The organism is Candidatus Saccharimonadaceae bacterium ML1 (genome assembly GCA_030253535.1).
In the GTDB taxonomy this organism is placed as follows: domain Bacteria; phylum Patescibacteriota; class Saccharimonadia; order Saccharimonadales; family Saccharimonadaceae; genus Saccharimonas; species Saccharimonas epibionticum.
On sequence record CP124550.1, the window covers coordinates 386,744 to 412,051 of the forward strand.

Sequence of the window (25,308 nt, forward strand, 5' to 3'; positions counted from 1 at the left end):
CAATTCCGTATAATACAATTGTGACCTATAAAAAATACCTTGCGCTTCAAACCAGGCTTGAATGGTTCTATGATTTTCACCCAGGTTTCTTTGATGATATTCCGGCGAGTCAAAAAGAATTGCTGCAGCGAACATTTTTGTACGACACGTCAGACGATGAATATCCTGAATCAATCCGAAAATTTTATAATGACACGATCGCAGAACGTCCGCAATTACAGCATGATATGCGTATAGCAGTCGACGCATTATATCGAGCAGCTGGCGCAGGTAAGCTGACCGACTATATTGATGATTAGAATCTGTCCAGCGTGCTATACCCTACCATCTAAATGGAGTTGCTTGACAAAATAAATATTTTGGTGTAGAATAAAACTAGTATTATTACTACACACCCATTGACCGCTCGCTTTTAGTAAAACTGCAATCCACTAGCTATAGAACCCGCCGCCCCTCAAGCGCATGACTGAGGGTGATTTGATCGGCATATTCTAGATCAACGCCCACGGGAATGCCGCGCGCCAGGCGCGACACCTTGACATTGAGGCGTGCTTCTTGAATGTGGCGCTGAATAAATAACGCTGTCGATTCACCTTCAACGCTCGCGTTTGTTGCAATAATAATTTCTTCGGCGGCATCATTGCGGATACGCTTTAGTAATTCTGGAATGTGCAGCTGTTCTGGTCCTATGCCGTCTATCGGTGAAATCGTACCGCCAAGCACATGGTATGTTCCCTTGAACTGTCCGGTACGCTCTAACGCAACGATATCAAGCGGCTCCTCAACCACTGCGATCATACGCTTGTCGCGTGCGGCGTCGCTATAAAGCGGTGAGATATCTTCGTCGGCATTGATGAGTGCGAATGTAACAGGGCACGTCTTAACGTCGCTATGCAATGCTATCAAAGCACGCGCCATAGACTGCGCAGTACGTTCGTCGGCACGCAACAAAAAATATGCATATCTCTCAGCGGTACGCGGACCGACGCCTGGCAATCGCCCGAGTTCATTAATTGCACGCTCTAGCGCGTTTGGCAACAGCTGTGCCATTATGCCTTACAATCCTAAATTGCCCAAGCCACCCATGAGCGGTTTCATCTTTTCGGCGGCAATTTCCTGAGTCTTTGCCATACCGTCGCGAATAGCAATCTCAATCCAGTGCTCCAGCTGATGGATATCATCCAAATCAACGTACGCCGGATCAATTTTAATTGATTTAATTTTTAACTCGCCAGTGATTTGCACGATCACTGCGCCATCACCTGCCTCAACCTCAACAATTTCTTTTGCGAGCGCCTTCTGCGCCTTGCGTAAATCATTCAACATCTTCATTTGGTTCAACGCCATGTGGTCAGTCCCTCCATATAACAACTAATCGGTAATGGTGATATTATACCGCATTATTGTAGGATTTTGTAGACATATAATCGGTCGCTCTGCTCGGCGCGCCCATTCGTGATAATGCGCTCAAGCTGCCATGATTCTGGCGCGGCGGGCATAGCGCGGCGGGCGTTTCGTGTGAGCACGACGATACCGGGCGACTGGTCGGCTTGATCGCGCAGCGTGATTTTAGGCGAGCGCTCTGCTACGATATGGTAGAATTCGCGTTCTTGCTCGGTTGCGACGAGTGTCATCTGTTCGTGCTTGCTAGCGTAAGCATGTATAAGGTTTAAGTCGCTTGAATAATGCGCGAGCGCACTTGGCGCGTAACGGTAACCATCCATATAATGCGTGACATTTGTAGCAATAATGCCGATTACCAGCACGGCAAGCGGCAACAGCCCTGCCAGCCGCGCGTACGGATTGCGCGGAAATAACCGGTACCAGTAACGTATCAAGAAATCAAATCCAGTCGCGATGAGAATCGTCATGACGAAGAAAAGAGCGCTTATATGTGCCGGCGTAAGTAGAATAAGCGGTACGAGCAAGACGCTCAAAATAATTGTTACATAGCTACGCGCCGTATAGCGCGTCATAACGAGACGATACAGCCCGATAAGCGCTACGAGCGCAAGCGTTAATGAATACGCCGGTCGCAGTAACGCGCCCGAGCTGTCTGCACTGAATCCAACTAAATCAAGAACCGCTTGTAGCGCTGTAGTGCGGATACGAGTAAACGATATATTGCTTGGCAACCCAGCAAGCTCAAGCGCAGTCGACGGCTGGATGATAATTGCGTAGACGAGCGGCACCGTACTCGCTAGCCCTAATATTGCCGCCATCAGCAACTTTGTTTTGCCAAGGCGTTTCATGATATAGCGAATGTGCGGATGCAGCACCGAGGTAATAAGCAGCGACACGACGACGTAAATTCCAAGCGGCACATACAATGCCACCGCCATCAGAACGCCGCCTAAAATCTTCCAAAAAGTATGAAAATATTTACCGCGGGTCACGCGTAATCCTGCTACGAGTAGCCAGACGGCGATTGCGTTAAATGTAATCGCTGGCGTACCGTCTTGCGCCATGAACAAAAATTGCGTTGTTGTAGCGAGCGCCATCGTCGTGATCATCGCGACGTTACGCTTTAGCCACGATTGCGTTAATACAAGTATACCAAGAATGGTAAATGTCGCTAGCACAAGAGATGGCAGCTTAATTGCAAATGTCGTCGCGCCGAACGCATAAATACTTAGCCGCTGCAGCAAATGATACGGGAAATTAACGATCATCGCTGGGTCAAGCGAGTTCTTCGAAAGCGAGCTGCTTGTTAATACGGATTTAATTTCCTCGGGGCGCAGTTCGCCTGGCGTTTGCAGCGCTCCGCCCCACACGATTACACCGATAATTACTGCGATTATCAACAATCCCAGTCCAAAACGCCAACGATAAAGAACGTAATCTGTGACGTGCGATTTCATACCTCTTGATTATACCAGATATTTACTCATGGCGGCGGTCAAGCGACATGAAACGCAAGCGTTCCGGGTGGAAGTATAATTGCACTTTGCCCGTCGGGCCATTGCGGTGCTTGGCAATAATCAAATCAGTGATATTTTGCACTTCGGGATTATCCGGCTCGTAGTAGCCAGGGCGGTAAATAAATGATACAAGATCGGCGTCCTGCTCAATGCTTCCCGACTCGCGTAAATCGGCGAGCTGCGGAATCGGCGGCGTGCGGCTTTCGACCGAGCGGCTCAGCTGGCTGAGCGCGATAAGCGGCACGTTGAGCTCGCGCGCTATAAGTTTAAGCCCCCGCGAAATTTCGCTCACCTCCTGAACGCGATTGCCATTGTGATTGTTTGCTGCTTGCATGAGCTGGAGGTAGTCCACAACAATTAGTCCGAGTGGCTGGTCATGCATAGCGCGGCGAGCTTTGGTGCGCATCTCCAACACACTGAGTCCTGGCGTATCATCAATGAAGATTGGCGCTTCTGCCATTTCCCCCATCGCTTCACTGATTTTACTGAAATCGTCGTCGCTCAAATTACCGGTGCGGATATTCCAGCTGTCAACACCAGAGGCATCAGCAAGCATGCGGTCGATCAGTTGCTCTTTACTCATCTCTAGACTGAAAAATAGAACGGGCAATTTCGCGATTGTCGCAATATTATAGGCGAGGTTTGTCACGAGCGTCGTTTTACCCATCGCTGGACGTGCTGCGAGAATGATTAAGTCGCTGCGCTGTAATCCAGCTGTCATATTATCAAGGTCTTGATAGCCAGTACGAATGCCGCGCAATTGTCCTTTGTTGCGGTGCAATTCTTCAATACGGCTGAAACTTTCGTCGAGAATATTTTCAATACTCACCAAGTCCTGTTTAAGCGACTGATCAGACACATTAAATAATTCCGCTTCGGCTTTTTCGAGCAGCTCGGCAGTAGATGTTTCCTCGTTAAATCCCATTTCGCCAATATCAGCACTTGCTTTAATGAGACGGCGGCGAACAGCTTTTTGTGCAACAATGTCGGCATAGCTACTAGCATGCGCGGCGGTTGGTACGTAATTTGTCAGCTCAGTGAGGTAGCTGCTGCCGCCAACAAGCTCCAGTTTATCTTTCTTTTTTAGTTCATCAGTTAACGTTAGCAAATCCACCGGCTTGTGGCGTTCGTACAAACGCATCATGGCAGCAAAAACAGTTTGATGGCGCTGATCGTAAAAATCCGCCGGTTTGACAATTTCCGACGCGTCAGCGAGTACGTCGTCGTCAATGAGAATCGCACCGAGCAAGCTCATCTCGGCATCAATATTTTGCGGCGGAATCTTAGCGTCAACTTGTTTCGCGGGCATTATAAACTCACTTCCTCTCCACCGCCCATCATAGCAATAATCGCAGCAGTTTGACTATCTTCTGGCGGTTTCGGCGTAGCAAGTACGGTGATTTCGATGTCGGGCAAACCGATCGTTTGCAACGATTCGGCGAGTGCCGGTAACGCTTTATCGATTTGGTTTTTGGCGAATTTTTTACCAGCGTAGATAGTAAGCGCCGCGCCGTCATAGTGATATTTGCATTTAGCAAGAATACTGTGCGCGCCTGCAGCAGATTCTTTAAGCGGCGCGAGAAAATCATCCCAAGCAAAGGATTTTTCTTCCTTATTTTTCTTATTGTGCGCCGGCGCTGCGGTTGATGCGGACGATGCAGCATTGCTCTTGTCGTCTTTTATTGATACTGAAGGCTTTTGTGTAGAGGTTACACCTGAGTTTGCTGCCGCACTCGTATGTGCCCGCGGAGACGCGGCAGGTGTTTCTGGCGATTTTTTGGATACCTGCGGTGTTTCGTGTAACGCAGGCTCTTTTGCCTGCGCCGGAGAATTGGCTGGCTTTACCGCGCTATTTCCACTAAGTGCAGCAGCCGTAGCAACTGGCTGCGCTGCTATATTCGCCTGCGATGTTAGCGCAACCAATAACGATGTATACGGCCACGGGCTGCGTGTTACTTTCGCGAGCGGACCAAGCAACGCTAAGCGCTCTGGGTGCGAAATTGCACTGCGTTGAATATTCCGCGCGATTTGCTCGGCGGCGATTGGCGCCGGCACGCCATTGTGTTCCATTGCGCCAAGCTGTTGTACGATTGCAGCTATATCGCCTGCTGCCGCCGCTGCGAGTAACGCATCAACGTCCTGCGCGCTTGCGAGTCCGAGCGATTCTTCTATTAGCTGCGCGGTAATTGCGCCATCTGCGACATGCTGCAATTGGTCAAGGAGGCTGATGCTATCGCGAAAACTCCCCTGCCCCTGCTCGGCAATAAGCCGCAAAGCATCATCGTCAATCGCAATATGTTCAGCTTCGGCAATTGCGCGCAAGTGCGCTACTACATCCGCTTCGCCGATTAGTCGAAAGTTAAATCGCTGTACGCGGCTCAAAATCGTTGCCGGCAGCTTATCGGCATCGGTGGTTGCGAGAATAAAAACAACATGTTCCGGCGGCTCTTCAAGCGTTTTGAGAAGCGCGTTGAACGCCGACTTGCTGAGCATATGCACCTCATCAATGATGTACACTTTTTTCGGGGCGCTAACTGGCGCGATCTGTACTTTATCGCGTAAATCGCGAATATCCTCAACGGAGTTGTTGCTTGCTGCATCAATTTCGATAATATCCAGGTGCGTCGATTCGTCGGTATACGGTAAATTGTTAATTTCGTGCGCCAAGATACGCGCAATCGACGTCTTACCGACACCGCGCGGTCCAGTCAGCAGATACGCATGTGCTACTGCGCCGCGCTTTAGCGCGCGCTCCAACAGCCGCGTAATGTGCGCCTGCCCAACAATCTCGCTCAATTTTTTCGAGCGGTATTTCCGGTATAATGCCTGGCTCATATAGCTCTATTATACGCTATGGATAACGTTTGCACGAGCGTTGATTTGTGAAGATATATGATGAGCGTAATAATTTGTTTGGTGTGGCTGTTCGTATTGGATGAAGAATTTAAGGTCCTATTTACAGACTGTTATGTAAATCGAGGCAAGATACTAAGTGTCGTCGAAACAGTACGCCGCTGAACTATGTAAGTATTCTGAACTAGTACTAAAATAAACTCGCCTGTACCGGCGTGAGATCAAGCGGCGCAACATCGCCTGTAATCGTGACATAATTACCAAGATACTGTTTCATCGGCGTTACAAGTAGCCGGCTTTGCTGTTCCATAATAAGCAACTGTCCAAGTAGTCCTACGAACGTGCCAGAAAGGTGCGGCTGATTCCATAGTTCTATAGCGGCGCACGACGAAAGTGCCGCGCCGTTGATCATTATGCTTGATAATTCGGCAAATTGCGGGTTGGAAAATTGTATATTTAGTGCACGCTGGATTACCGCAATCACCTGCTCTAATTTTTGCCGCGCCACTACCTCGTCGTACGAGTTTTCGACTAAAATTTGCGCTTTTTTGCGTAACTGGACACTTTCACACAATCCAGGCAGCCAAGCAATCTGCGCTTCATACTGCCGCGCAACGTTGGCACTCGGGAATGTTTCGAGGATTACAGCACTTCGCGCGCCTTGCTCGAGCAGCCGCGCCAACCCGCGCTCGGCGTTTGAGATACCAACTTTAACAGTCTCTGATGAAAAATACGCAAGATACAACAAATGCGGTTTTTTGTTGAGCTCGGCTTGTTGCACGCTCAATTCTGTCGTGTTGTAGAACGCTGGATTAAAGCCGGTCTTCCGTTGGCATTCAGGACACTGTTCATATTTTTCAGAGACAGAGCGCTTACCTGGACACTCATAGCACTCGCCAGTTCGTATATCATACCAACCAGTACAGCGTTTGTAGCTTAAATCAAATGTCAGCGTAAAGTCGCCAGCGGGACGAGCATACACAAAAACACCGCCGGCGTCCATTAGCCGAAAATATGGAACGTTGCGTTTACTATCAAAGCTAACTCTCGTGAATAGAAACTTTCCAAACGGCAAATCAACTAATTCACGAGCCATTTTATCGGCTACAACGCAGCTTCTACCGCCGCCCAACTGGCGTCCGGATTATCTTCCGGCACGATGATAGTAACCTGGTCGCCAACATTGATACGGAAGTAAGTGACGCTCGCGAGCAAGATACGATACTCTTTACCCTGCGCTTCAACGTAATATGCGCCGTCATGCTGAACAAGCGTACCAATGATTTGCTTGCGCGAAACCGGTCCGATTTGTTTGTAGATGAAGCCGCCGTCGCTCGCAATGGTTAGCTTGAGAATGTCGCCTTCAACCAGTTTCGATTTGCTAGCATAGTTAGCTGGCACTGGATAATTCTTGCCGTCCGGACCGACCATGGTTTGTCCGTCAAACACGCCCTCAATAATTTTGCCGGTAACGTCGTCGCGGCTGTTAACCGGCGTCACAATTTGCCCGTCATCGCCCAAGATACTCATGAGCAATTCCTTAGCGGCGGCTAAATTTGTTTCCGCTTCTTGAATCAGCGACTTAAGCCGTTTGACTTGTTTTTCTGGTAATTCTGACATACTGGTTCTCGCATTCCTTTGTATGTTTCTTGATGATATCAATTTCATTATACGCTTTCATCGTTTGCTGTCAAGGATTGCATCATTTATCCACACGAATAACAGTAGTTTCTGAAAAGTCGTTGTATTTTTTGTGCAGCATCGTGGCTGCTATTTTGTAGGCGGTAATGGCTGTATAGAGATACGGGCAGATTTTGCGATGTCATGAAAAGCCTGCGGCGTTATCGATTGCGCGAGTTCATCGCGAGTCGTCCGCGTGAGGGTCTTTTCATAAAAATACATTGGGACAGCAGTGTAGGCTGGATGCGTTTTGAATACACGAACGAGCAGCTCAAGCATTTCATTAGTGACGCGCGCTTCGTGAAAATGGTGCGCGATTCGTTTTTCCGCCGCGCGGCAGTCAAACGGTTTTTTGACCGTAAATCGCTGCAGCACTACATTGCCATCCTGATATGCAGTGAAAACGCCGTTCTGCTGCGGATATGCAGCGGTCGCGTCAAACGCACTATCGCGCGCAATATCTAGTAGCGCCGGATAAAAACAGAAAAATGATCTCGTTGCCTCGTCGCTTGCATCGCTTGTCTCTATCGCGAGTACGGCGGTATCAAAAAGTTTAGGACTCTCGGCGATAATAAGCGGGTCGTCAGCGGAGACGTGTGCGCCGGTTGCACCACCGACAATGCGCTGACATGCTGCGAGCTGGCTCATCAATAAAGCATCGCTCTGGACATTGACGACAGTCATCAATTCAGCTTCAATGTGCGCGAGCGATTCTGCAACAATGCGCTGGTTAATGCTGGATTGTTCCGCGTAAAGCGACTGCTCAAAAAGTGCGATATCTTCAGCCGAGTATAATTCAGCGTGAAAGAATATTGTTGATTCAACCGTATTGCCATCAACGTTGCCGATAAACGCACGCGACCGGCCAGCTGCTCTCAACGATAGCAAAAACCGGCGAATGACGATATGCTCAAATAAGTGGCACACGTCGTGCGAAAACGGTAAATCGTAGAACGTGTAAAGTTTAGCAGCAATCATACGGCCAGTATAACAAAATTTACCTGGAGCACATATTATTTATCGGCAACAAGAAAGATTCCGCGAGAGAGCATCATCACTAAAATTACCCCGCCCTATTTTAGAGCGGAGTAATTTAGTAATAACAATGCGATCTCCGTAGATATGTAGAAGTAAGCTTACGCCAGTTCGACGGCCGCGCCAGCGTCTTCCAGAGCTTTTTTAGCAGCCTCGGCTTCGTCTTTTGAGACTTTCTCTTTGATCGGGCTTGGTGCATTGTCGACAAGCGCCTTAGCTTCGCCGAGACCCAGTCCAGTCAGCTCCTTCACCGCTTTGATAACGGCAACTTTTTGCGAACCAGCGTCTTTTAGCGTGACGGTAAATTCGGTTTTTTCGTCGGCAGCAGCAGCTCCTGCGTCAGCGGCTGGACCAGCGACTGCAACCGCAGCAGCAGCCGGCTCAATGCCGTATTCTTCTTTCAAAATGGTTTTTAATTCATTCACCTCTAGAACTGTCAATTTAGTCAGTTCTTCGGCAAGTTTCTTTACATCTGCCATAGAATTTCTCCTTTGGTATTTTCAACATTAATACTAAACTTTGGTTCTTACGCAACAGCCTTATCGGCGACACCGTCAAGCAGCGCATGAATATTGCCAGAAAGCGCATTCGTAACATCGTGAACCGGCGAGAGCAATTGCGCCACCGTTTCAGCAATAAGCTGGTTCTTGCTTGGCAAGCCAGCAAGCGCCGTTACTTCCGCAGTACTTTGCGCTACTCCTTCGCCACTGAAGCCAGCGACGAGCTCAAGTGCTGGATGAGTTTTGGCAAAATCATTCAGCACCTTAGCAGGCATAACTTCATCGTCCTGCGATACAGCATAAAGCAACTGTCCTGTGAGCGCCGTTGTATCGGTGCTTTCATAGGTGCCACTTTTACTCATCGCAACGCGCACCAGGCGGTTCTTCACCACTTTGATGACAACGCCAGCCTCGCGTGCGTTTTTACGCAATTCCTGCAATTCAGCCACGCTGATCCCCTGGTATTTTGCGACAGCCGTGCTTTTTGCGTTCGCGAACAGCTCGCTCATTTCTGCGACCAAAGCTTGTTTCTTGTCTTTGCTAATCGCCATAGACAAAATCCTTTCGTTTGCTTTGATAAATGAGACCGCATTGTTAAGGTGCGACACTGACAAAAAACGCCCCTGCATGCGCAAAGACGAAAAGCGGAGTAATTCCCTCGGTAGCATTCTTATCGGCGCTTCGCTTTTTGCGACTCGCCCGCTACGGTCTTTGGCAATGTCTTAGCTAGCATTGTAGCAGAAACACGCCAAGATTACAAGAATAGTATTGACAGATAGTAATTTTTCTAGTAAAATACACATTTGGTATGATAAAATCTCGTTGTTTAGCGCCGCCGCGTGAGGAGCGTCAGCCGCCGCCGCGCGATATATTGCTAGCGCACTGGCTGGATTACAGTGCGACGCCGCTACGTATTAAATCAGAGAACTGCGATTTATGGCGCGATGTTCAAAATACGCTGGCAGAGCGCGTACTTGCTTGTTTGGACCCCGATACATCGCCAGCCGTCCGCGATTTCGTGCAGCTGCACCTGCTGTCGCGCGGCGCTCGGCATACGACGAAGAATCAGCAGAATTACGAGAGCCGCTTGAACGAATGTATTGAGGGCGAAGTGCCGCTTGCCGGCATAGAGCTTGAACAGGTCGAAGCTAAAGCGCTTGATGGTTTAGCGACACCAGCTGAACTGTTACGCTTGCGGCGGTCAATCGGCATGGGATCGGTGGAGCTAGCGCGCGTAACAGGAAACGACGAGCATTTGCTTGAACGCATGCACGCGGCGATAGCTGAAACCTTTGCTGAGGTTGGCGCGGATGAACAGTGCGAGCGAAGCGAACGCATTAAATTCCGGGCATTCAATGTAGATATAACAGACGCGAAAAAGGCGCCGGAAGCAGTTTTGGTGACGCGCCGCACGAACGCAGCGACGTGCGAGGTTGATACGCGAATTATGCTGCGCGAATCGTATGTATTGCCGCTTGCGAATTTATCAAAAGATGTTCGAGCGGAGATTTTATCGGCGGACAGGTCGCACGGCACTGAGGCGTGGGCTGAGATGCTCGCAAACGTTGATGATTTAGATACGCGTATATCGGCAGCAATTGATAGCGACGCAGCAATTCCAATTTCAACGACATTCTACGCAGTGAGCCAAACCGTTCGACAAGAGCAGCAGCGCCGGCATGAAGCGGAGCGGGCGGCGTATAATGAAGAGTTTTGTCAAAAATACCCAGAAATTGTAGAAGCACGCAGGATCGCGTCTGGCAGCAGTGCAAGCAGCGCCGACTAATTAAACCTTACTATGAAATAATCCGTAAAATCTCCGCCTGAATCTCTGCTGGCGTCTTGCGGTGATCCGGCGCGACACACTCAACGACAGGCAGCGCCATATCACGGGCGAGCGCAGCGTAACCGTTATTTACTCTATGTTGAAAATCATCAGCGCGCGATTCAAACGCGTCAAGACGCACTGAGCTGCTACGTTTGGCGAGGCGGCGTTTGCGCTCGGCGTCGTCGTTCATAGCCAGAATAACTACATGGTCCGGCGCCATATAACGCGCATCAGTGAAAAGCGCGGTCGTTTTGCGAATATGGTCAAGGTCAAGCCCTTCACCGTAACCTTGGTATGCAAGCGTTGAAAGATAATTGCGCGCCGCCAGTACGACCGCGCCCCGCTCAAGCGCCGGCGCAATGCTGTGCTGCCATAGTTCCCGCCGCGCCGCGCTGAACAATGCCAGATTAATTTCTGGATCGCGCTGCAACTGTCCATTCTTGATAATCGTGCGCAGATAACGAGCGGCAGGCGTCGTAGGCGCTGAGCCGCCGCCTGGCTCCTCAATAGTTACCACGCTATACCCCTGCTTATGAAAATATGTTTGCAAAAGGCGGACTTGCGTTGATTTTCCCGTGCCATCATTCCCCTCAATGACGATATAGCGCCCGCGCGTGATCATTATAGTAATCCTTCAGCGAGCCCCTCAACTACCCGCGGCAACTTAACGGGCGATGCGTAAGCGCGCGGCAGCAACATATCAGGGCGCCAAGCAGCTTTGATGACAGCAAGGTCGGCGCTTGGCGCAGATTGATAGTTGCCCGAAGCGCGCGAATATTCTGTCTCAACCGGACCAGTAGCGCTGAAGACAATTTGCGCAATACGATAGCCAACGGGCAATACAATATGCTCGCGCTCATTCAAATTGTGGATTTCCATCGTCCAACGGTTGATATAGCCTGGATCGCCCCACCCTGCGCAATAGCACGCCGATATGCCAATGCGCCCTGTAGTGCTGCGCGCCTGCATACTGGTTGTGCCAGGCGGCAAAATACCGATAAATTCATGCGTATGCGCGAGAATCCGTTCATTCGGCCGCAAAACGATAACGGGGTGGTTGGCGGAAATGTTAGTAATCTCTGCGATGTTCGCAATTGAGCTCGTCAAACGTTTCCGCGCGTCGCGCCATGGTTTCGCGATGTTGTACGCGCCAAAATACCGCTTAACGTCCGCCTGGTCGAACGGGTTGAACAGCGCATCGCCGTTTTTGGCGCCGCCAGCGTAGTAAAAATAATAGCCAAGCGTCACGTCAATACTTGAGCCATTGATTCGCGCGGGTGCCGGATCGCACACAATATGCCCGCTCGCAAGCGCTTTTTTTATCTCAATGTCGCTATAAATAGCCGTTGATTCCTGCACAATTTCCCCTAACGTTACCAATATTGTATCATGAACGTATGGAAAAATGTATTGTCGTGGCGTACGATAGAAACCGTGGTATCGGCGCACGCGGTGATTTGCCGTGGGGGCGTGCACTACCGGCTGATTTGAAACATTTTCGCGCACTGACAATAGGCAAATCAGTCATCATGGGGCGCGCAACGTTTGAGTCGATTGGACAAGCGCTGCCGCAGCGTGAAAATATCGTAGTAACACACCGAACGCTTGACGCAGCAGGCATTACAGCAGTCGACAGCCTAGCGCGAGCATACAGAATCGCGCAGCATCAGCCGTGTGTAATCGGCGGCGCGAGTATCTATGAGCAAGCACTGGCGGACTGTGACGTTATTTATGCAACTGAAGTTGATCATTCGTTTACTGGCATCGACCGTTACTTTCCGCCGCTTGACGACAGCTGGTATGAGTACGAACGCCAATCGTTTCCGGCAGACGATGCGAATCGGTACGCGTATAGTTTCGTGACGTATAAGCGTGCGTAGTATATGCAGTAGTCCTGCGGGTCTAGCCTGATTTACACTGCTACTGGCGCTTTGATGCTCGGATAATGCTGATAGTCGACAAGCTTAATGTCGTCCGGCGCAAACTCAAAGATATTATTGACCTCTGGATTCAACCATAGCCCCGGCAGCGGCAGCGGTTCGCGGCTAAGTTGTTCATCAACCTGCGTAATGTGATTATTATAGATATGCGCGTCGCCGAATGTATGGATGAACTCGCCCGGTTTGAGTTCGGTGACATGCGCCATCATGCAGAGCAATAGCGCATAGCTAGCGATGTTGAACGGCACGCCCAAAAACATGTCGGCGCTGCGCTGGTACAATTGGCAATCTAGGCGATCGCCGCGCACGTTAAACTGGAACATCGTATGGCATGGCGGCAGCCCCGCTACTGCCATCTCGTCAATATCGGCGGCATTCCACGCGCTCACAATGTTGCGCCGGCTAGCCGGGTTCGTTTTGATCGTGTCGACAGCGCGCTGGATTTGGTCAATTTCGCCGCCCTTTCCATCTGGCCAATGCCGCCATTGATAGCCGTAAACCGGACCTAAATCGCCCCATTGCTCAGCAAAAGCGTGGTCTGTCGCAATGCGTCCGACAAACGCTTTCATACCGTTACGCCACTCCGGTGTAGACGTTTCTTCTGGAGACACCTGGCGCCCCTCTGTCGCCTCTACGTAATGCCGGTACGGCCAGCTGTCCCAAATGTGTACATTCTGCCGTGCGAGCGCTTCTAGATTGCGGTCGCCGCTTAAAAACCATAACAACTCGCGCTTGCAAGTGTCAAAATAGAGCCGTTTCGTTGTGAGTGCGGGAAACTCGCCGCTCGACAGATCGAACCGTATCTGCCGCCCAAACACGCTGCGCGTACCTGTACCGGTGCGGTCATCCTTACTCTCGCCGTTATCACGCACATCGCGCAGCAAATCAAGATATGCATGTTCTTGCGTTCTCATTCGTTCCCTCATGAAATTACCGTCAATTCCAGTGTACGACGAATATAAAACGAGTGCAAATCCTATTCCAAAAGAAAAGCCGCCCCAGACAGGAGCGTGAACAGACAGCTTATGTCTGGGGCGACTCAACTGTCATGGGGCGATGACGGGAGTATCGGACTCCGTTCTCCGCTCGCACTCGCGCACAATGGCGAGTCCGAGTTGTCCGAGTGCATGGTGTATCTCTTCAGAGATAATCCCTGAGCGCACGATGCGCTCGCGCAAAGCGTCACTGGGAGTAAAGGTAATACTCCCAAAAAAAGGAGAATGTACCGAGTACATACTCCTGCGAGGAGACTTGCTTTCCAATTTAGTCCCGTGGTTTAATGGATTTTTGGAAAGTCAATAGGTTAAAGAATGGTGAATCATACACTGCCATTGCCAAGTCGCTTGGACGCTCAACCAGTACTATCTCTCAGTGAGGTTAATAGCTTTATTGAGGAGCAAATACAAAGACTGCCGGGTCGAAAACGGGATAAGAATAGACAGCGTGTTAATATACCGGCCATTGCCAGCCTAGATAGCCGCAAGTACCGCGGCCAAGTTATGGTTAGTACCATTCGTAAGGCTAAAGAGGGTGTTAAAAGGCGCCAGAGGCTACATAGCAAGCTATATAGCTACAGTGCTAAACTAGCCCCGAGAATATGCTACTAAACGCCATTCGGGCGTCTGCAGGGCTAGCAAGAAACTGACTGAACCAATATATGCCCGGACACTGGCATATATCAAGGCTAAACTCAAGTTACGATGGTCACCGGAACAAATCTCCCTGCGAATAGATGCCCTACTGGCAGATCAAACTCTTAAAGATAACGATGGCTGGACAGGAAATATGGGGCTTCGCCCCGTATCCCACATGGCCATCTACCGTTATAAGTCCGGATTAGGCTCTATTAGTTTAGTTATTGGCTACAATGCCGCCAGTATTACCAAACAAACCAAGGTGGATATTGAAAGAGTCTTTGGCAAAAGTAATGTTGCCACCATTACTTACGACAATGGGGCTGAGTTTAGCAGCTGGCGTGCCACTGAGAAAACACTGGCTGTAGATATTTACTTTGCTGACCCGTATAAATCCAGTCAGCGCGGCAGGAATGAAAACTTTAATGGGCTAATTAGAGATTTTTATCCTAAAGGCACTGACTTCAAAAAGCTTACGGCTCAATGTATATTAGACCTAGAAAATCTATTGAACAACAGGCCCAGAAAGCGTCTAGGCGGCTTAACCCCGCTTGAAGTCTTTAAGGCAAATTGTTGTGGTTAGGGTGTTAAGTTAAGCTGTGCCATATGTCCGCTCTACTTGTACAGAGAATGCAATCAGTGCGCATTATTACATCATAAAACGCCGCTTACGTAAGTACACGTAAGCGGCGCGCACAGGCTTAACTTTATGCCACATGTTTAATTTACTTGGTTTTCGGTCGCAATTCCCGGCCCCATCGTCGTGGCAATAGCGGTCGACTTAACGTAGCCGCCTTTCAGGCTAGACGGCTTTTGGCTCTGTAAACTAGCGAAGAACGTTTTGGCATTCTCTTCAAGCTTGTCGACGCCGAAGCTAACTTTGCCAATACCCAGATGAATGATCGCTTGTTTGTCAACACGATATTCAACCTTGCCGGCTTTAGCCTCGGAAACTGCCTTAACGACGTCAGCAGCGACGGTGCCGCTCTTTGGGTTCGGCATTAAACCTTTCGGACCAAGCTGACGGGCGTACTTGCCAAGTTTTGGCATGTAAGCGGGCGTTGCGATCAGTACGTCAAAGTCAAGCGCGCCTTTATCAAGTAGCTTCACAATAGCTTCTTCACCTGCAACGTCGGCGCCGGCCTCCTTTGCTTTAGCGGCGTCAGCTTCTGGCGCAAAGACAGCAACGCGAACGGTCTTGCCCGTGCCGTGCGGCAATACGACGGTAGCGCGAATATTTTGGTCGGCCTGGCGCGGATCGACACCCAAACGCACGTGAACCTCAACGCTAGCGTCGAACTTCGCTGGATTGGTTTCGACTGCAAGCATAAGCGCATCGTGCAAGTTGTAAATCTTATCTGCCTCAACTTTCTCGGCGGCTTTGCGATAGGCTTTACCGCGGCGCTCAATCAACGGACGGACTTTTGGCGCCGGACCTTTTTTAACCGCTGCGTCAGCATCGCCTTGCGGCGTAGTGTCGCCAGCTTGTTTGCGAGCCTCTTTTTCTGCTTTTGCTTCAGCCTCTTCAAGCGCCTTAGCACTGCGTTTGCCGCTTTTTGCCACGACAGCCTCGCGCTCTGCGACAACGCCGGAGTCTTTAGTCGACTCGTTCGCAGCAACTGGCGCGTTCGCCGCATTAATCGCTGCCTCAATCTCTGCAATCGTGTTTTTTGCCGAAACATCAAGTTTCAGTTTAGCTGCCTGCTCAAGCAATTCGGCTTTTCTTGCCATAGTTTAGCGATTCCTTTCTGTGGTACGAACGATGAGCCATTTCCTTGACTAATCTCCCAACCTATTGAATTATTACACATTTGATTGTACCAAAAAGTGCATCAAAAGTCTAGGTATTTTATATCTGTTCTTTTGCCATATTACGCAAAAAATCGTTGACAGCATATTTTTGGCGTGCTAGTATCGGCTTTGCATGTTTGCACTTTGCTATTGACATATAAGCGTAAGCATTGCGTTCCACGGTTTGATAATTTATAAATTTTATTACCTTTTGCCGTGGGGGTATAAGGAGGAAACGATGCGTTTCAACAAAGCATTAGCGGTGTTGGCGGTTGCCATTTCCGCAGCGCTCTGGAGTGCTCCGGCGTTTGCCGAATCCACACCAACCACATCGGGCGACAAAACGTCAACCGATAGTAAACAAGAATCTGACAAAAAAGACAAAGAGCCAAAAAACGATAAAAAAGATGTTATCGTCACGGTGGCGGAGGGCGACTCGCTTAGTTCAATCGCCGAGGCAAACGGTACGACATGGACGCGTCTATTTGATGCAAACGAATCAATCGCCAACCCAGACGCGATTAATCCGGGCGACAAAATTCGCGTGCCAGCTGCCGACGAGCAGCTCGCCGACCGCACGAGCGCCGCGCTTGCCGCCCAGCAAACAGCCCGCGCACAGGCAGCGCCTGCGCCTGCCGCTCGGCGCAGTACATATACGACACGCCAGTACACGAGTAAGCCGGTCAGCTCAAGCAGCTACTACGTTGGCAATGGCATGTGGTGCACCGATTACGTACACAGCCGCCGTCCTGATGTTGCAGTGTACGGCAACGCTGGTTATAACTGGATCGGTGCTGCACAGCGCGCCGGCAAATCTACCGGCACGGCACCGCAAGCCGGCGCGGTCGCCGTCACGAATGGACACGTCGCTTATGTCGAAAGCGTTAACGCCGACGGCTCGTATACTGTGTCCGAAATGGGCTGGAACTACAAAGCCGGTAATTATAATAAACGCACGGTGCGCCCTGGGACGTTTGGGCAGTTTATTTACTAAACAGCGCGAATGTAAAAAACAAAACATGCTCCTTATTCATGAAGGAGTATGTTTTATAGTGAGGCGCATTAGACTATAGAATTGTCAGATACTATTTCTCTAAATTCCGATAGTAGCTTAATGTACTCTTTTGGCTTGAAGGCATGAATAACATGATTAGCAGAAACTTTTTTATATATTATTTGCGGAGCTAAAGAAATAGCATGCTGAGCGTCATCATCATCAAATGCTCCTACAAGTCCGTAATTTTCGTATCGTTTCCAATCGGCTTGAATAAGCAATATGGGGCATTTCGTTTTCTCAAAAGCCTCTGCATGGTCAATACCATCATAAAATCTACCATCTACAAAGGCTCTGGCAAAATCTGGGTCAAACATAGATAATGATTTGATCAGCAAGCATAAGCTGTCCGGAAACGGGAATCCAATTTCAACCGGGCTATCAGGGTATTTATCTTGAAACTTCCTTATCCTTCGCGACAACCAACTGACAAACCAATTTGGAATTTTCTTGATTCTCTTATCAGAGGCCGGCACTTCCATATCTTTAAAATAATTTGCCAAATCTCTATCTTGTATATTTCCGATTTGATCAACAAGGTGTTTTAGCCCGTTATATACAAATTTATCTCGTTCTTTAAATCGTGGCATCTCAGTAGAAAAAATAGGTGCGTCCTCAAGAACAATTCCGGAAACATATTCGGGAATATTAGCAGCACACCAAAGAGCGATAATGCCACCCGATGAATTTCCGCTAATAATTACCTTTTGTTTTATTACATTTTCTATAAATAGTTTTATGTCATCACCAATAATTTTCCATGAATAATGTCCCGGTGTCCAAGAAGATTTTCCATGACCTCTCACATCTATGGCATATATGTGAAAAATTTTCGATAGCGGTAAGAGTACTTTCCTATAACTTTCCCATATACCGATTTGGGCTGGAATCAACAATAAACTTGGTCCATTATTAGGACCAACAACAAAGTTTAGTTTAACATTCCCTGTATCATAGGTTTTCTCTGAAAAACCAGCGGCAATCAGTTTTCTATCATTTAATTTTCCAGACAAATGCTCGTATGGATTTTTATATTTATAGTTCATTCAACATTCCTCCTAATTATAATATTGAAAAGTTTTATTTGATGGCAGTTTCGTAAATCATTAAATCAAGATATTCTTTAATATCTTCTTTAAAATTTAAAATAATCTCTCTTGATTGTTCCGTACCAAAAACTGGTCGGGATGACAAGGCTCGAACTTGCGACCTCACGGCCCCCAGCCGTGTGCGCTACCAAACTGCGCTACATCCCGATGACTCCATTATAACACTTGCGTGTTTTTTCGCGTGGCGCGAAACACGTAATATTTCTTTCCGTAAAGTGTTTGTGGCGATTTATCGTGCCCCCGCAGATAATAAAAAGCGCTCCAGCCAAAGACCAAAGCGCTCTCACTGTTTACATTACCGTCTAGGTCTAGTCGACAACTTCCACGCCCATGCTGCGGGCAGTACCAGCAATAACTTTTACTGCACCGTCTAAATCAATCGCGTTGAGCTGATCTTTCTTTATTTCGGCAATTTCTTCTAGCTGCGCGCGTGTAACTTTGCCGACTTTTTCGGCGTGCGGTTTACCGCTGCCCTTTTTGATGCCAATCTTCTCGCGGATCATATCGTCAACCGGCTGCCCGAGCGATTTCCATGTAAACGTACGGTCTTCGTACACTTGGATATGCACAATAACGTCTTTGCCCATATCCTTTTTGGTTGCCTCGTTAAACGGGTTGATGAAATCCATCATATTCAAACCCCACTGGCCGAGCGTGCTGCCGACCGGCGGGCCAGCAGTCGCGCGACCAGCTGGAATACGGAGTTTCAAATTACCAATAACTTGTTTTGCCATGATGTTAGTCCCTTTTCTTGTGCAATTTGCAGAAAGCAATAATATGTAAGTGCGTAACAGGTTGATTATACGCTATTTCGCGTGATTATGCAACCAGAGCGTACGCTACCTGCACGCTCATACAGTATCATGAGGCGCTATACCTTCTTCACTTGTAGCGCATCCAGCTCTACTGGCGTATCACGCCCGAACATGCTAACCATAACCTTGAGTTTGCCTTTGGCAGTGTCAATTTCACTTACCGCGCCCTCAAAACCTTTGAATGGTCCGTCAATAATATTGACAACTTCGCCCTCCGAAAAGTCAATTTGATGTTTTGGATCTTCCACGCCCATACGCTTTTTAATTTTATTCATTTCCGCATCGGACACAGGCGTCGGCGACGTGCCGCTGCCTACGAATCCCGTCACGCCCGGCGTATTGCGCACAATATACCACGTTTCGTCGGTCAATTTCATTTCAACGAGCACATAGCCCTGGAAAATCTTTGCGTCAACAATCTTTCGCTTACCGTTTTTGATTTGGATTTGTTTTTCTTTCGGCACCATCGCGTCGAAGATTTTGTCTGCCATGTCAATGGTTTGTGCGCGCTGCTTGATGCTATCCGCGACCTTCTCCTCGTAACCCGAGTATGTGTGGATTGCGTACCACTGCCGTGCGCTGTCGTAACGATTTTTTACCATACTAATTGATTCCTTTCTTTACTACTTTGTGCCGATAATTAATTTGAATAGCCACGAAAATCCGTAGTCGATCAATAGAATAACGATGACAAACACAACAGTAAACGCGATAAGCGCGCCCGTCATCGCCCAGGTGCTGCGGCGGTCAGGCCAGCGGACTTGCTTGAGCTCTTGCCACGCGCCAACGAAATAGCTGCGAACAGCGCGCAGCGGATTACGGCGCGAACTTGTAGATTTTTTGCTGCTTGCTGCATTCTTGGACTTTCGGGTGCCGCCTAAGAGTTTTTTGGCTTTAGAGACGGACTTTTCTTTTGCGCTTGGCGTGGATTTTGTTGCCACGCCCGCTGCCGCATTCTGTTTGGCTTTTACTGCAGCTGTGCGCTTCGGCGCGCTGCTGTCGCTCGCCTTAATACGCGTTACAGTTGGCTTATTTTTTTTGCCTTTCGTTGATTTTGTTGATGCTGCCACGATGGTTTCTCCCAATTAAATAAGTCTGGTATGAACCAGACTGTCAAGCTTATTGTACGCCGCACACGCCAAAAATGCAAGCGGCGCTACTTCCTGCGTTTCGTTGACGGCAAACTGAAGCTAAAGGTTGAACCGTGGTTCAAACGGCTTTTTAGCTCAATCGTCGTGTTTAATTTTTTCGCAAGTTTATGCGCGACGTACAGCCCCAACCCCGTACCGCCTGTTTCGCGCGTACGATAGTCCTCGCTGCGCCAGAACTTCTGGAATAAATGCTGCTGGTCGCTGCGGCTGATGCCGATACCGGTGTCTTTCACGGTGAATGTCAGCAACCGCGGCGCTGAACGTTTTACCGACACAGTAACACCACCCGTTTGGGTATATTTAATAGCGTTCGTAACGATATTTTGCAATAATTCTTTCAAATAGAGGCGGCTCTCGTTAACGGCACCAAGCTGCGGATCAAGATCTAGATCGAAGTAGAGTGATTTCTCGGTAGCTTCAGGCGAGTACTCAGCGTATAGTTCGCTAATTAGCTCGGCAACATCAATCAGCTCCGGCGTGTCGGCAACACCGCGCTCGGCACGGCTCAGCGTAGATAAATCATTTGCCATTTTCGCGAGAAATACGACTTGCTGGTGCGCTGCGTTGACGCCGTCGTGCAATGTAGCCTGCGGAATGTCGGGGCGCTCCATCATGAGCTGGACATTACTGAGCGAGCCTTCGGCGATAGCAATCGGCGTACGCAGTTCGTGACTGACGACCGAAATGAATTCATCGCGCTCGTCTTCAAGCGACTTTTGTTTGGTGATGTCGCGCAGGATAATAATATAACCATCCCTGCCGCTCGCGTGCGTACTGTTAGCGCTCCGAATCGGCGAGTAAACGACGCTTAGACGGACGACTTCGCCGGATATTTTAGCACTCAGGTCGTCACGCGTGCGAACGCTGTGAATACGATGCAGGAGCTGCGTAAATTTAACCGTCTCGCCCTCGTTATCTTTCATAGTGAGCACCGTGTCGATTTTCTTTCCGGTCAGCTCGGAGTTGGTGTCAAGCAAATCAAGCGCTGCTGCATTGTACAATTGAATTGTACCGCGGCTATCAACACTCAGAATCGCGTCCGCCAAATTATTCACAATCGTCAGCACGCGGTCGCGCTGCAGTTTTTCCTCGGTTTGCGAACGCAGCAACTCGCGCTGATCAATCGCCTGCGCCGTGACAATCGCATTCATGATGCACGCTACTATCAGCGTGCCGGCAAAGTGCAGCCCAATTTGAAACACGCGCGTCAAATTGTCCGCCGAAATGATAACGCTCGCGCTCGCCGCAACAAACAACGTCGCCAAACTAAGTTTCACGCCACCTGCGCCAGCGTGCACAGCGCTCGCCAAAAATAGCACCGACCACACGTAAATAAACGGCATGTCAAAGCCCGACACAAACAATATATACAGCAACGCGATAATATGGAATAATATAATCCGCGCAATTGCACCGTGCCGCGTTTTCATTGGTGCAAAGAAATGATAGAACGCTAGAATAACCCATGCTGCGTTAATTGCAACGATTAGCGGCGTTAGTGGATAATGCCGCACACCCGGCGCTAATTGTAAGTATACGCTATATGCAACCAATAACAGCGGCAAAAACAATCCGGCGTAACGCAAAATCTTAGCGCGGCGTACATTCACTTCCAGGAGAATATCATTATTCTGAGACGGCTCACCCATAATTATTCTTAGTATAACCGTAAGCGTGACAATTGCAAAGAGCTAATGAATGTAGTTTCTGTACGCCGACTTGCCAATCACACCGTACATAGTTCACCTCCTCGTGCTACTTGTTGAAGAAAATGTTACAGTAGGTGGTATTGAACAAAAATTACAAAATTGACACGAAGAAAAGCTAAATCTAACGAGGAGTTGCAATATGTCGAGAAAGTTTCAAATCGGAGTCATGGGATCGGCTGCGGACCTGAAGTACGCAAAAGAGGTTGAAGCCGCAGCCTACGAAGTAGGCAAATATGTAGCCAAAATGGGCGGAATTCTATTTTTTGGCGCCGAAAAAGACAGTGATTCACTCTCTACAGCTGCTTGTCGTGGAGCAAAAGATGCCGGTGGTTTAACAGTAGGAATTACGTACGGAAAAGGCAAGGGTGTATGGGAAAAGGACGCGGATATTATTATACCGTGCGGGCTTGAACGAGGTGGCGGTCGGGAAACAGTTTTGGTGACAGGCTGCGATGCAGTAATTGCTATTAGCGGAGGCTCAGGCACGCTCACAGAACTCGCTATTGCTTATCAAGCAGATATCCCTATGGTTGCATTGAAGGGCTACGGAGGCTGGGCCGACAAACTTGCTGATGAATATATTGACAGCCGGGAACGCCAGCTAACCATGGGTGCTTCATCCCCAAAAGAAGCTGTCAAAAAAGCATTTAATGCGGCAGCGGACTACAGAAGAAAGTATGCGTAACTTCTACTCATCACGGCAGCGCATGGCAAAGAGCAAGATGACGTCAAGGTTGGGTAGTAATCCGGAAAAGAGTTACTAATACGTTATCTACGGCTCAGTTGTCGTTCTGAATACTACTTTTTGCCGCAAGTAAATACGCAGCAAAATTTTCATCACCAGCATTATACTCCAGCCGGCGCGGAACGAAGCCGTGCGGCACATTCATTTTATTTAAGTTTTCTACTTGCTGCCACAATTCAATTGAACGCTCAATACAGTACAAAGATAATTTACGAGCTGCGGTCGCGTCATCAATAGACGCCCATCGTTCAGGTAATCCAAATGGCGCAAAGTATGGCGCCGAATAATGGCTGCCGTCTTCTCGGTACACAGTACGTCCAGAAAATGGCACACCCGCTAGGAAGTCCCGTTCACAAATCTCATCTTTCACGTCTTCGTATTCGACCACTGACTTGACTTCTATGCCAGCTTCTTCAATCTTCCTGCGGCCTTCGCCAATAGCTATAGCCGCAAGGACTGTACTTACTTGAAGGCCTTTTGCGCGAAACAGCTCCGAGATCTCTACAATTGCATCACCGCTAAAGATTACATCATCAACCAACGTTAGATCTGTGCCGCTATTAGCGACAAGTCGGTCAATTTGCTTGGAGATTGCTGGTGTATATGGTCGAGGCTGCGTACCAATACTTTCTAGATCGGTATTCACTGCGCGAGTCACCTCAAAGTGTCTTGCTATACTATCACCGATATAGGCTCGATCAAGCGCCACAACTCCATCTTGTCGATATCTCGAAACTAATCCTTGCAGCTCTGATGCAAGTTTATCGTGCGGTATAACTATAGGTTCAAAATCATTGCCGCTGAAAGCTGATGCATTTGCAATGTGCTCTACGCAACCAGCCTGAAAGTCAGTAAAAAAACCAGAATCTGGCACCTTAAGATTATTACGCTCACCCCATGCATTCATTAAATACTCTGTATCAGCAGATATGATATAGGGTAATTTATCCGACATTATTATTCTTCTTTCTCCAGTCACCCATTGGCAATATCGCCGTTATTGTACTACATGGCGCAAATAAAGCAAAATTATTGATTGAGCCTGATTCCGCATACTAGACATTGCGCTTCGGCAAATACACCTCGCCAGTTTTAATAACCGCATCCTTCTCTAACTATCGCCCTCGCCAACCGCAACTATGCGCTACAATACAGGCGTGTGGCGCTTGATCTGCTGGCGGTGCGCGCGGTAATGCGGGTCGTAGCGCTCCACTTCGCGCCAAAACGCAGTTGAATGATTCATATGGCGCGTGTGGCATAGCTCGTGAACTAACACGTAGCGAATCAGTTCGTCTGGCAATTTCATCAATGCAATGTTGAGGCTAATTGTGCCCGTGCTGCTACAACTTCCCCACCGGCTGCCGGCATGACTAAAGCGGACGCGAGCGTAGTGAAAATTATACTGCGCCGCAAGTTTCGCAAGGAGCGGCGGCAATAACTGCTTAGCTTCTTTGCGCAACGCGCGCCCGACCGCATCGCGAATCTGCTGTTGCACGGCGCCGTCTTCAAGTGCGTACGCTGGCGGTAGCTTCACGATAATATGTTGTCCGCGGATCGCTGCACTTGGTGCTTCTACCATTTGCGTCGGTACAACGGCGATGCGATGCTGTTTGCCAATTGCCTGCCCATGCTGATACGGCGAGGCAATTGATGTCCGCGCCACCATACGGCGCAATTCGCCGCGCGATTGATCGATAAACTCGCGAATAAATTTGAGCGGCGTCAATCGCCCGCACGATACCGTAAACCGTCCGCCCGTTCCCAAATGAATCCGCACGCTACGCGCCCCCGTCCGGCGCTTCACGATGATGTCGCCGAATTCAGCATCGCAAATCGTTTGCGGGCTACGCGGCATATATAGCCCCCAACACTACTGTACAAATGCGCCGCGTCATTGCACGCGAATCGGGCGCTGCACAACGCGCTCGGCAGGCTGCACCGATGGACGTGCGGCAGAACGGTTTTCACTACCCAGGCGGCTCAAAACAGTACGCGCCTGCGTGGCATACGTATGCTTGCCGCTAATGACGATTGGTTTTTCGTGGACATGCGGTTCGCTGAAGCGCTTGACAGCGCTGTCAAATTGTTCGGCGGTCATAGTCTGTGCTTTCAGCACACGGCGGCGGCACGTAGACTCATCAACTTGCACCCACACAAAAAGCGGCTGGTAATTATGCATACGTGCCCAGCGCGCGAAGTCGGTGCGGTGCGTGCGACTGAGGCTATCGCCTTCGTAAATGAATGTCTGATTAGTGCGTGCTATTTCGCCTAGAAACATCGCGTTCAGCTCGCTTGACGCTTCCTCGTCGCGCCCGCGCTCTTCCACATACGCCGCGTTGATAAACGGCGCATTAAAGGTCTCGGCGAACTGCTGCGCGAAGAACGTTTTGCCGCTGCCGGGCAATCCTACCATCATGATAGCGTGCGGACGAGATAGATGAACTGGCTTCATGCAGGTATTATAGCACACTGATTTACAGGTGAGGCGCGCGAGGTTTTGCGGACGTTGATTTTGCTTAAGATTTGTGGCAAAATGTAAAGAA

At 49.2% G+C, this 25,308-nt stretch carries 29 protein-coding genes and 1 tRNA gene; 7 read left to right on the plus strand and 23 right to left on the minus strand.

Going from position 1 to position 25,308, the window contains the following annotated elements:
- The first annotated feature begins 20 nt into the window (after positions 1-20).
- Positions 21-299, plus strand: a complete 279-nt coding sequence (locus SEML1_RS01965; protein ID WP_376754317.1) for a hypothetical protein — start codon at positions 21-23, stop codon at positions 297-299.
- A 136-nt stretch (positions 300-435) separates the two neighbouring features.
- Here the strand turns inward: SEML1_RS01965 and recR are convergent, their stop codons facing one another.
- The 10 genes from recR to rplJ form a co-directional block, all read right to left on the minus strand.
- Positions 436-1,050 (minus strand): recombination mediator RecR, encoded by a 615-nt coding sequence (gene recR, locus SEML1_RS01970; protein ID WP_376754382.1) that lies wholly within the window; start codon positions 1,048-1,050, stop codon positions 436-438.
- Between the two features lie 6 nt (positions 1,051-1,056).
- Positions 1,057-1,347 (minus strand): YbaB/EbfC family nucleoid-associated protein, encoded by a 291-nt coding sequence (locus SEML1_RS01975; protein WP_376754383.1) that lies wholly within the window; start codon positions 1,345-1,347, stop codon positions 1,057-1,059.
- A gap of 53 nt (positions 1,348-1,400) precedes the next feature.
- Positions 1,401-2,861 carry an ArnT family glycosyltransferase gene (locus SEML1_RS01980; protein WP_376754384.1) on the minus strand — a complete coding sequence of 487 codons (1,461 nt, stop codon included), beginning with the start codon at positions 2,859-2,861 and terminating at the stop codon, positions 1,401-1,403.
- Between the two features lie 22 nt (positions 2,862-2,883).
- Positions 2,884-4,230 (minus strand): replicative DNA helicase, encoded by a 1,347-nt coding sequence (gene dnaB, locus SEML1_RS01985; RefSeq protein ID WP_376754385.1) that lies wholly within the window; start codon positions 4,228-4,230, stop codon positions 2,884-2,886.
- Positions 4,230-5,756 (minus strand): DNA polymerase III subunit gamma/tau, encoded by a 1,527-nt coding sequence (dnaX, locus tag SEML1_RS01990; RefSeq protein WP_376754386.1) that lies wholly within the window; start codon positions 5,754-5,756, stop codon positions 4,230-4,232. Before dnaX ends, dnaB begins: the two co-directional genes overlap by 1 nt.
- Positions 5,757-5,964: 208 nt before the next feature.
- Positions 5,965-6,870 (minus strand): DUF2797 domain-containing protein, encoded by a 906-nt coding sequence (locus tag SEML1_RS01995; protein ID WP_376754387.1) that lies wholly within the window; start codon positions 6,868-6,870, stop codon positions 5,965-5,967.
- An 8-nt stretch (positions 6,871-6,878) separates the two neighbouring features.
- A complete protein-coding gene (locus SEML1_RS02000) occupies positions 6,879-7,394 on the minus strand; it encodes a hypothetical protein (protein WP_376754388.1) in 516 nt (171 codons plus the stop codon).
- A gap of 150 nt (positions 7,395-7,544) precedes the next feature.
- Positions 7,545-8,432, minus strand: coding sequence for a hypothetical protein (locus SEML1_RS02005; RefSeq protein WP_376754389.1), 888 nt, complete (start codon positions 8,430-8,432; stop codon positions 7,545-7,547).
- A gap of 158 nt (positions 8,433-8,590) precedes the next feature.
- Complete coding sequence (rplL, locus tag SEML1_RS02010) at positions 8,591-8,968, minus strand: 50S ribosomal protein L7/L12 (protein ID WP_376754390.1); 378 nt, start codon at positions 8,966-8,968, stop codon at positions 8,591-8,593.
- Between the two features lie 47 nt (positions 8,969-9,015).
- Positions 9,016-9,540: a 50S ribosomal protein L10 gene (gene rplJ / locus SEML1_RS02015; RefSeq protein ID WP_376754391.1), complete on the minus strand. Its 525-nt coding sequence runs from the start codon at positions 9,538-9,540 to the stop codon at positions 9,016-9,018.
- Between the two features lie 257 nt (positions 9,541-9,797).
- Here rplJ and SEML1_RS02020 point away from each other — a divergent pair, with 257 nt between their 5' ends.
- Positions 9,798-10,775, plus strand: coding sequence for a hypothetical protein (locus SEML1_RS02020; protein ID WP_376754392.1), 978 nt, complete (start codon positions 9,798-9,800; stop codon positions 10,773-10,775).
- 10 nt (positions 10,776-10,785) lie between these two features.
- On the opposite strand, the gene tmk is transcribed toward SEML1_RS02020, so the two are convergent.
- Positions 10,786-11,439, minus strand: a complete 654-nt coding sequence (gene tmk / locus SEML1_RS02025; protein WP_376754393.1) for a dTMP kinase — start codon at positions 11,437-11,439, stop codon at positions 10,786-10,788.
- The gene (locus SEML1_RS02030; RefSeq protein ID WP_376754394.1) at positions 11,439-12,176 is read right to left on the minus strand and encodes a dCTP deaminase; all 738 of its coding nucleotides are present in this window, start codon (positions 12,174-12,176) and stop codon (positions 11,439-11,441) included. Before SEML1_RS02030 ends, tmk begins: the two co-directional genes overlap by 1 nt.
- 38 nt (positions 12,177-12,214) lie before the next feature.
- On the opposite strand from SEML1_RS02030, the gene SEML1_RS02035 reads away from it, so the two are divergent.
- Positions 12,215-12,697 (plus strand): dihydrofolate reductase, encoded by a 483-nt coding sequence (locus SEML1_RS02035; RefSeq protein ID WP_376754395.1) that lies wholly within the window; start codon positions 12,215-12,217, stop codon positions 12,695-12,697.
- Between the two features lie 32 nt (positions 12,698-12,729).
- Here the strand turns inward: SEML1_RS02035 and SEML1_RS02040 are convergent, their stop codons facing one another.
- On the minus strand, positions 12,730-13,671 hold the full coding sequence (locus SEML1_RS02040; protein ID WP_376754396.1) for a thymidylate synthase: 942 nt from the start codon (positions 13,669-13,671) through the stop codon (positions 12,730-12,732).
- A 365-nt stretch (positions 13,672-14,036) separates the two neighbouring features.
- Here SEML1_RS02040 and SEML1_RS02045 point away from each other — a divergent pair, with 365 nt between their 5' ends.
- Both SEML1_RS02045 and SEML1_RS02050 read left to right on the plus strand, forming a co-directional pair.
- A complete protein-coding gene (locus SEML1_RS02045) occupies positions 14,037-14,132 on the plus strand; it encodes a helix-turn-helix domain-containing protein (RefSeq protein ID WP_376754196.1) in 96 nt (31 codons plus the stop codon).
- 434 nt (positions 14,133-14,566) lie between these two features.
- Positions 14,567-14,974, plus strand: coding sequence for an IS30 family transposase (locus SEML1_RS02050; protein ID WP_376754195.1), 408 nt, complete (start codon positions 14,567-14,569; stop codon positions 14,972-14,974).
- A gap of 137 nt (positions 14,975-15,111) precedes the next feature.
- On the opposite strand, the gene rplA is transcribed toward SEML1_RS02050, so the two are convergent.
- Positions 15,112-15,801 carry a 50S ribosomal protein L1 gene (gene rplA / locus SEML1_RS02055; RefSeq protein ID WP_376754429.1) on the minus strand — a complete coding sequence of 230 codons (690 nt, stop codon included), beginning with the start codon at positions 15,799-15,801 and terminating at the stop codon, positions 15,112-15,114.
- Between the two features lie 619 nt (positions 15,802-16,420).
- Between rplA and SEML1_RS02060 the strand changes: the two genes are divergently transcribed.
- The gene (locus SEML1_RS02060) at positions 16,421-17,176 is read left to right on the plus strand and encodes a LysM peptidoglycan-binding domain-containing protein (RefSeq protein WP_376754397.1); all 756 of its coding nucleotides are present in this window, start codon (positions 16,421-16,423) and stop codon (positions 17,174-17,176) included.
- Between the two features lie 68 nt (positions 17,177-17,244).
- Here the strand turns inward: SEML1_RS02060 and SEML1_RS02065 are convergent, their stop codons facing one another.
- The 6 genes from SEML1_RS02065 to SEML1_RS02090 form a co-directional block, all read right to left on the minus strand.
- Positions 17,245-18,282 (minus strand): alpha/beta fold hydrolase, encoded by a 1,038-nt coding sequence (locus tag SEML1_RS02065; protein ID WP_376754398.1) that lies wholly within the window; start codon positions 18,280-18,282, stop codon positions 17,245-17,247.
- 133 nt (positions 18,283-18,415) lie between these two features.
- Positions 18,416-18,492 (minus strand) — tRNA-Pro (locus SEML1_RS02070).
- Between the two features lie 161 nt (positions 18,493-18,653).
- Positions 18,654-19,079 (minus strand): 50S ribosomal protein L11, encoded by a 426-nt coding sequence (gene rplK / locus SEML1_RS02075; protein WP_376754399.1) that lies wholly within the window; start codon positions 19,077-19,079, stop codon positions 18,654-18,656.
- A gap of 137 nt (positions 19,080-19,216) precedes the next feature.
- Positions 19,217-19,762, minus strand: coding sequence for a transcription termination/antitermination protein NusG (gene nusG, locus SEML1_RS02080; protein WP_146424528.1), 546 nt, complete (start codon positions 19,760-19,762; stop codon positions 19,217-19,219).
- A gap of 21 nt (positions 19,763-19,783) precedes the next feature.
- Positions 19,784-20,230, minus strand: a complete 447-nt coding sequence (gene secE / locus SEML1_RS02085) for a preprotein translocase subunit SecE (protein ID WP_376754400.1) — start codon at positions 20,228-20,230, stop codon at positions 19,784-19,786.
- 86 nt (positions 20,231-20,316) lie between these two features.
- Positions 20,317-21,960, minus strand: coding sequence for a sensor histidine kinase (locus SEML1_RS02090; RefSeq protein WP_376754401.1), 1,644 nt, complete (start codon positions 21,958-21,960; stop codon positions 20,317-20,319).
- Positions 21,961-22,159: 199 nt separating this feature from the next.
- On the opposite strand from SEML1_RS02090, the gene SEML1_RS02095 reads away from it, so the two are divergent.
- Positions 22,160-22,705 (plus strand): SLOG cluster 4 domain-containing protein, encoded by a 546-nt coding sequence (locus SEML1_RS02095; RefSeq protein WP_376754402.1) that lies wholly within the window; start codon positions 22,160-22,162, stop codon positions 22,703-22,705.
- Positions 22,706-22,799: 94 nt separating this feature from the next.
- On the opposite strand, the gene SEML1_RS02100 is transcribed toward SEML1_RS02095, so the two are convergent.
- From SEML1_RS02100 to SEML1_RS02110, 3 genes are all read right to left on the minus strand, one after another.
- Positions 22,800-23,720: a phosphoribosyltransferase gene (locus tag SEML1_RS02100; protein ID WP_376754403.1), complete on the minus strand. Its 921-nt coding sequence runs from the start codon at positions 23,718-23,720 to the stop codon at positions 22,800-22,802.
- Positions 23,721-23,909: 189 nt separating this feature from the next.
- Positions 23,910-24,620: a M48 family metallopeptidase gene (locus tag SEML1_RS02105; RefSeq protein WP_376754404.1), complete on the minus strand. Its 711-nt coding sequence runs from the start codon at positions 24,618-24,620 to the stop codon at positions 23,910-23,912.
- Positions 24,621-24,656: 36 nt separating this feature from the next.
- Entirely contained in the window at positions 24,657-25,217 is a 561-nt protein-coding gene (locus SEML1_RS02110; protein WP_376754405.1) for an AAA family ATPase, read from the minus strand.
- Positions 25,218-25,308 lie beyond the last annotated feature (91 nt).

Excerpts from the sequence above, each read along its gene's own strand:
- SEML1_RS01975 (WP_376754383.1), bottom strand. The coding sequence starts at position 1,347 with ATGGCGTTGAACCAAATGAAGATGTTGAATGATTTACGCAAGGCGCAG.
- SEML1_RS02020 (WP_376754392.1), top strand. The coding sequence starts at position 9,798 with ATGATAAAATCTCGTTGTTTAGCGCCGCCGCGTGAGGAGCGTCAGCCG.
- dnaB (WP_376754385.1), bottom strand. The coding sequence starts at position 4,230 with ATGCCCGCGAAACAAGTTGACGCTAAGATTCCGCCGCAAAATATTGAT.
- rplJ (WP_376754391.1), bottom strand. The coding sequence starts at position 9,540 with ATGGCGATTAGCAAAGACAAGAAACAAGCTTTGGTCGCAGAAATGAGC.
- SEML1_RS02095 (WP_376754402.1), top strand. The coding sequence starts at position 22,160 with ATGTCGAGAAAGTTTCAAATCGGAGTCATGGGATCGGCTGCGGACCTG.
- SEML1_RS02090 (WP_376754401.1), bottom strand. The coding sequence starts at position 21,960 with ATGGGTGAGCCGTCTCAGAATAATGATATTCTCCTGGAAGTGAATGTA.
- SEML1_RS02035 (WP_376754395.1), top strand. The coding sequence starts at position 12,215 with ATGGAAAAATGTATTGTCGTGGCGTACGATAGAAACCGTGGTATCGGC.
- SEML1_RS02105 (WP_376754404.1), bottom strand. The coding sequence starts at position 24,620 with ATGCCGCGTAGCCCGCAAACGATTTGCGATGCTGAATTCGGCGACATC.
- rplK (WP_376754399.1), bottom strand. The coding sequence starts at position 19,079 with ATGGCAAAACAAGTTATTGGTAATTTGAAACTCCGTATTCCAGCTGGT.
- SEML1_RS02050 (WP_376754195.1), top strand. The coding sequence starts at position 14,567 with ATGGCCATCTACCGTTATAAGTCCGGATTAGGCTCTATTAGTTTAGTT.
- recR (WP_376754382.1), bottom strand. The coding sequence starts at position 1,050 with ATGGCACAGCTGTTGCCAAACGCGCTAGAGCGTGCAATTAATGAACTC.
- SEML1_RS02040 (WP_376754396.1), bottom strand. The coding sequence starts at position 13,671 with ATGAGAACGCAAGAACATGCATATCTTGATTTGCTGCGCGATGTGCGT.
- dnaX (WP_376754386.1), bottom strand. The coding sequence starts at position 5,756 with ATGAGCCAGGCATTATACCGGAAATACCGCTCGAAAAAATTGAGCGAG.
- SEML1_RS02000 (WP_376754388.1), bottom strand. The coding sequence starts at position 7,394 with ATGTCAGAATTACCAGAAAAACAAGTCAAACGGCTTAAGTCGCTGATT.
- nusG (WP_146424528.1), bottom strand. The coding sequence starts at position 19,762 with ATGGTAAAAAATCGTTACGACAGCGCACGGCAGTGGTACGCAATCCAC.
- SEML1_RS02065 (WP_376754398.1), bottom strand. The coding sequence starts at position 18,282 with ATGAACTATAAATATAAAAATCCATACGAGCATTTGTCTGGAAAATTA.
- SEML1_RS01980 (WP_376754384.1), bottom strand. The coding sequence starts at position 2,861 with ATGAAATCGCACGTCACAGATTACGTTCTTTATCGTTGGCGTTTTGGA.
- SEML1_RS02045 (WP_376754196.1), top strand. The coding sequence starts at position 14,037 with ATGGATTTTTGGAAAGTCAATAGGTTAAAGAATGGTGAATCATACACT.
- tmk (WP_376754393.1), bottom strand. The coding sequence starts at position 11,439 with ATGATCACGCGCGGGCGCTATATCGTCATTGAGGGGAATGATGGCACG.
- SEML1_RS02110 (WP_376754405.1), bottom strand. The coding sequence starts at position 25,217 with ATGAAGCCAGTTCATCTATCTCGTCCGCACGCTATCATGATGGTAGGA.
- SEML1_RS02005 (WP_376754389.1), bottom strand. The coding sequence starts at position 8,432 with ATGATTGCTGCTAAACTTTACACGTTCTACGATTTACCGTTTTCGCAC.
- SEML1_RS02100 (WP_376754403.1), bottom strand. The coding sequence starts at position 23,720 with ATGTCGGATAAATTACCCTATATCATATCTGCTGATACAGAGTATTTA.
- SEML1_RS01995 (WP_376754387.1), bottom strand. The coding sequence starts at position 6,870 with ATGGCTCGTGAATTAGTTGATTTGCCGTTTGGAAAGTTTCTATTCACG.
- SEML1_RS02060 (WP_376754397.1), top strand. The coding sequence starts at position 16,421 with ATGCGTTTCAACAAAGCATTAGCGGTGTTGGCGGTTGCCATTTCCGCA.
- rplL (WP_376754390.1), bottom strand. The coding sequence starts at position 8,968 with ATGGCAGATGTAAAGAAACTTGCCGAAGAACTGACTAAATTGACAGTT.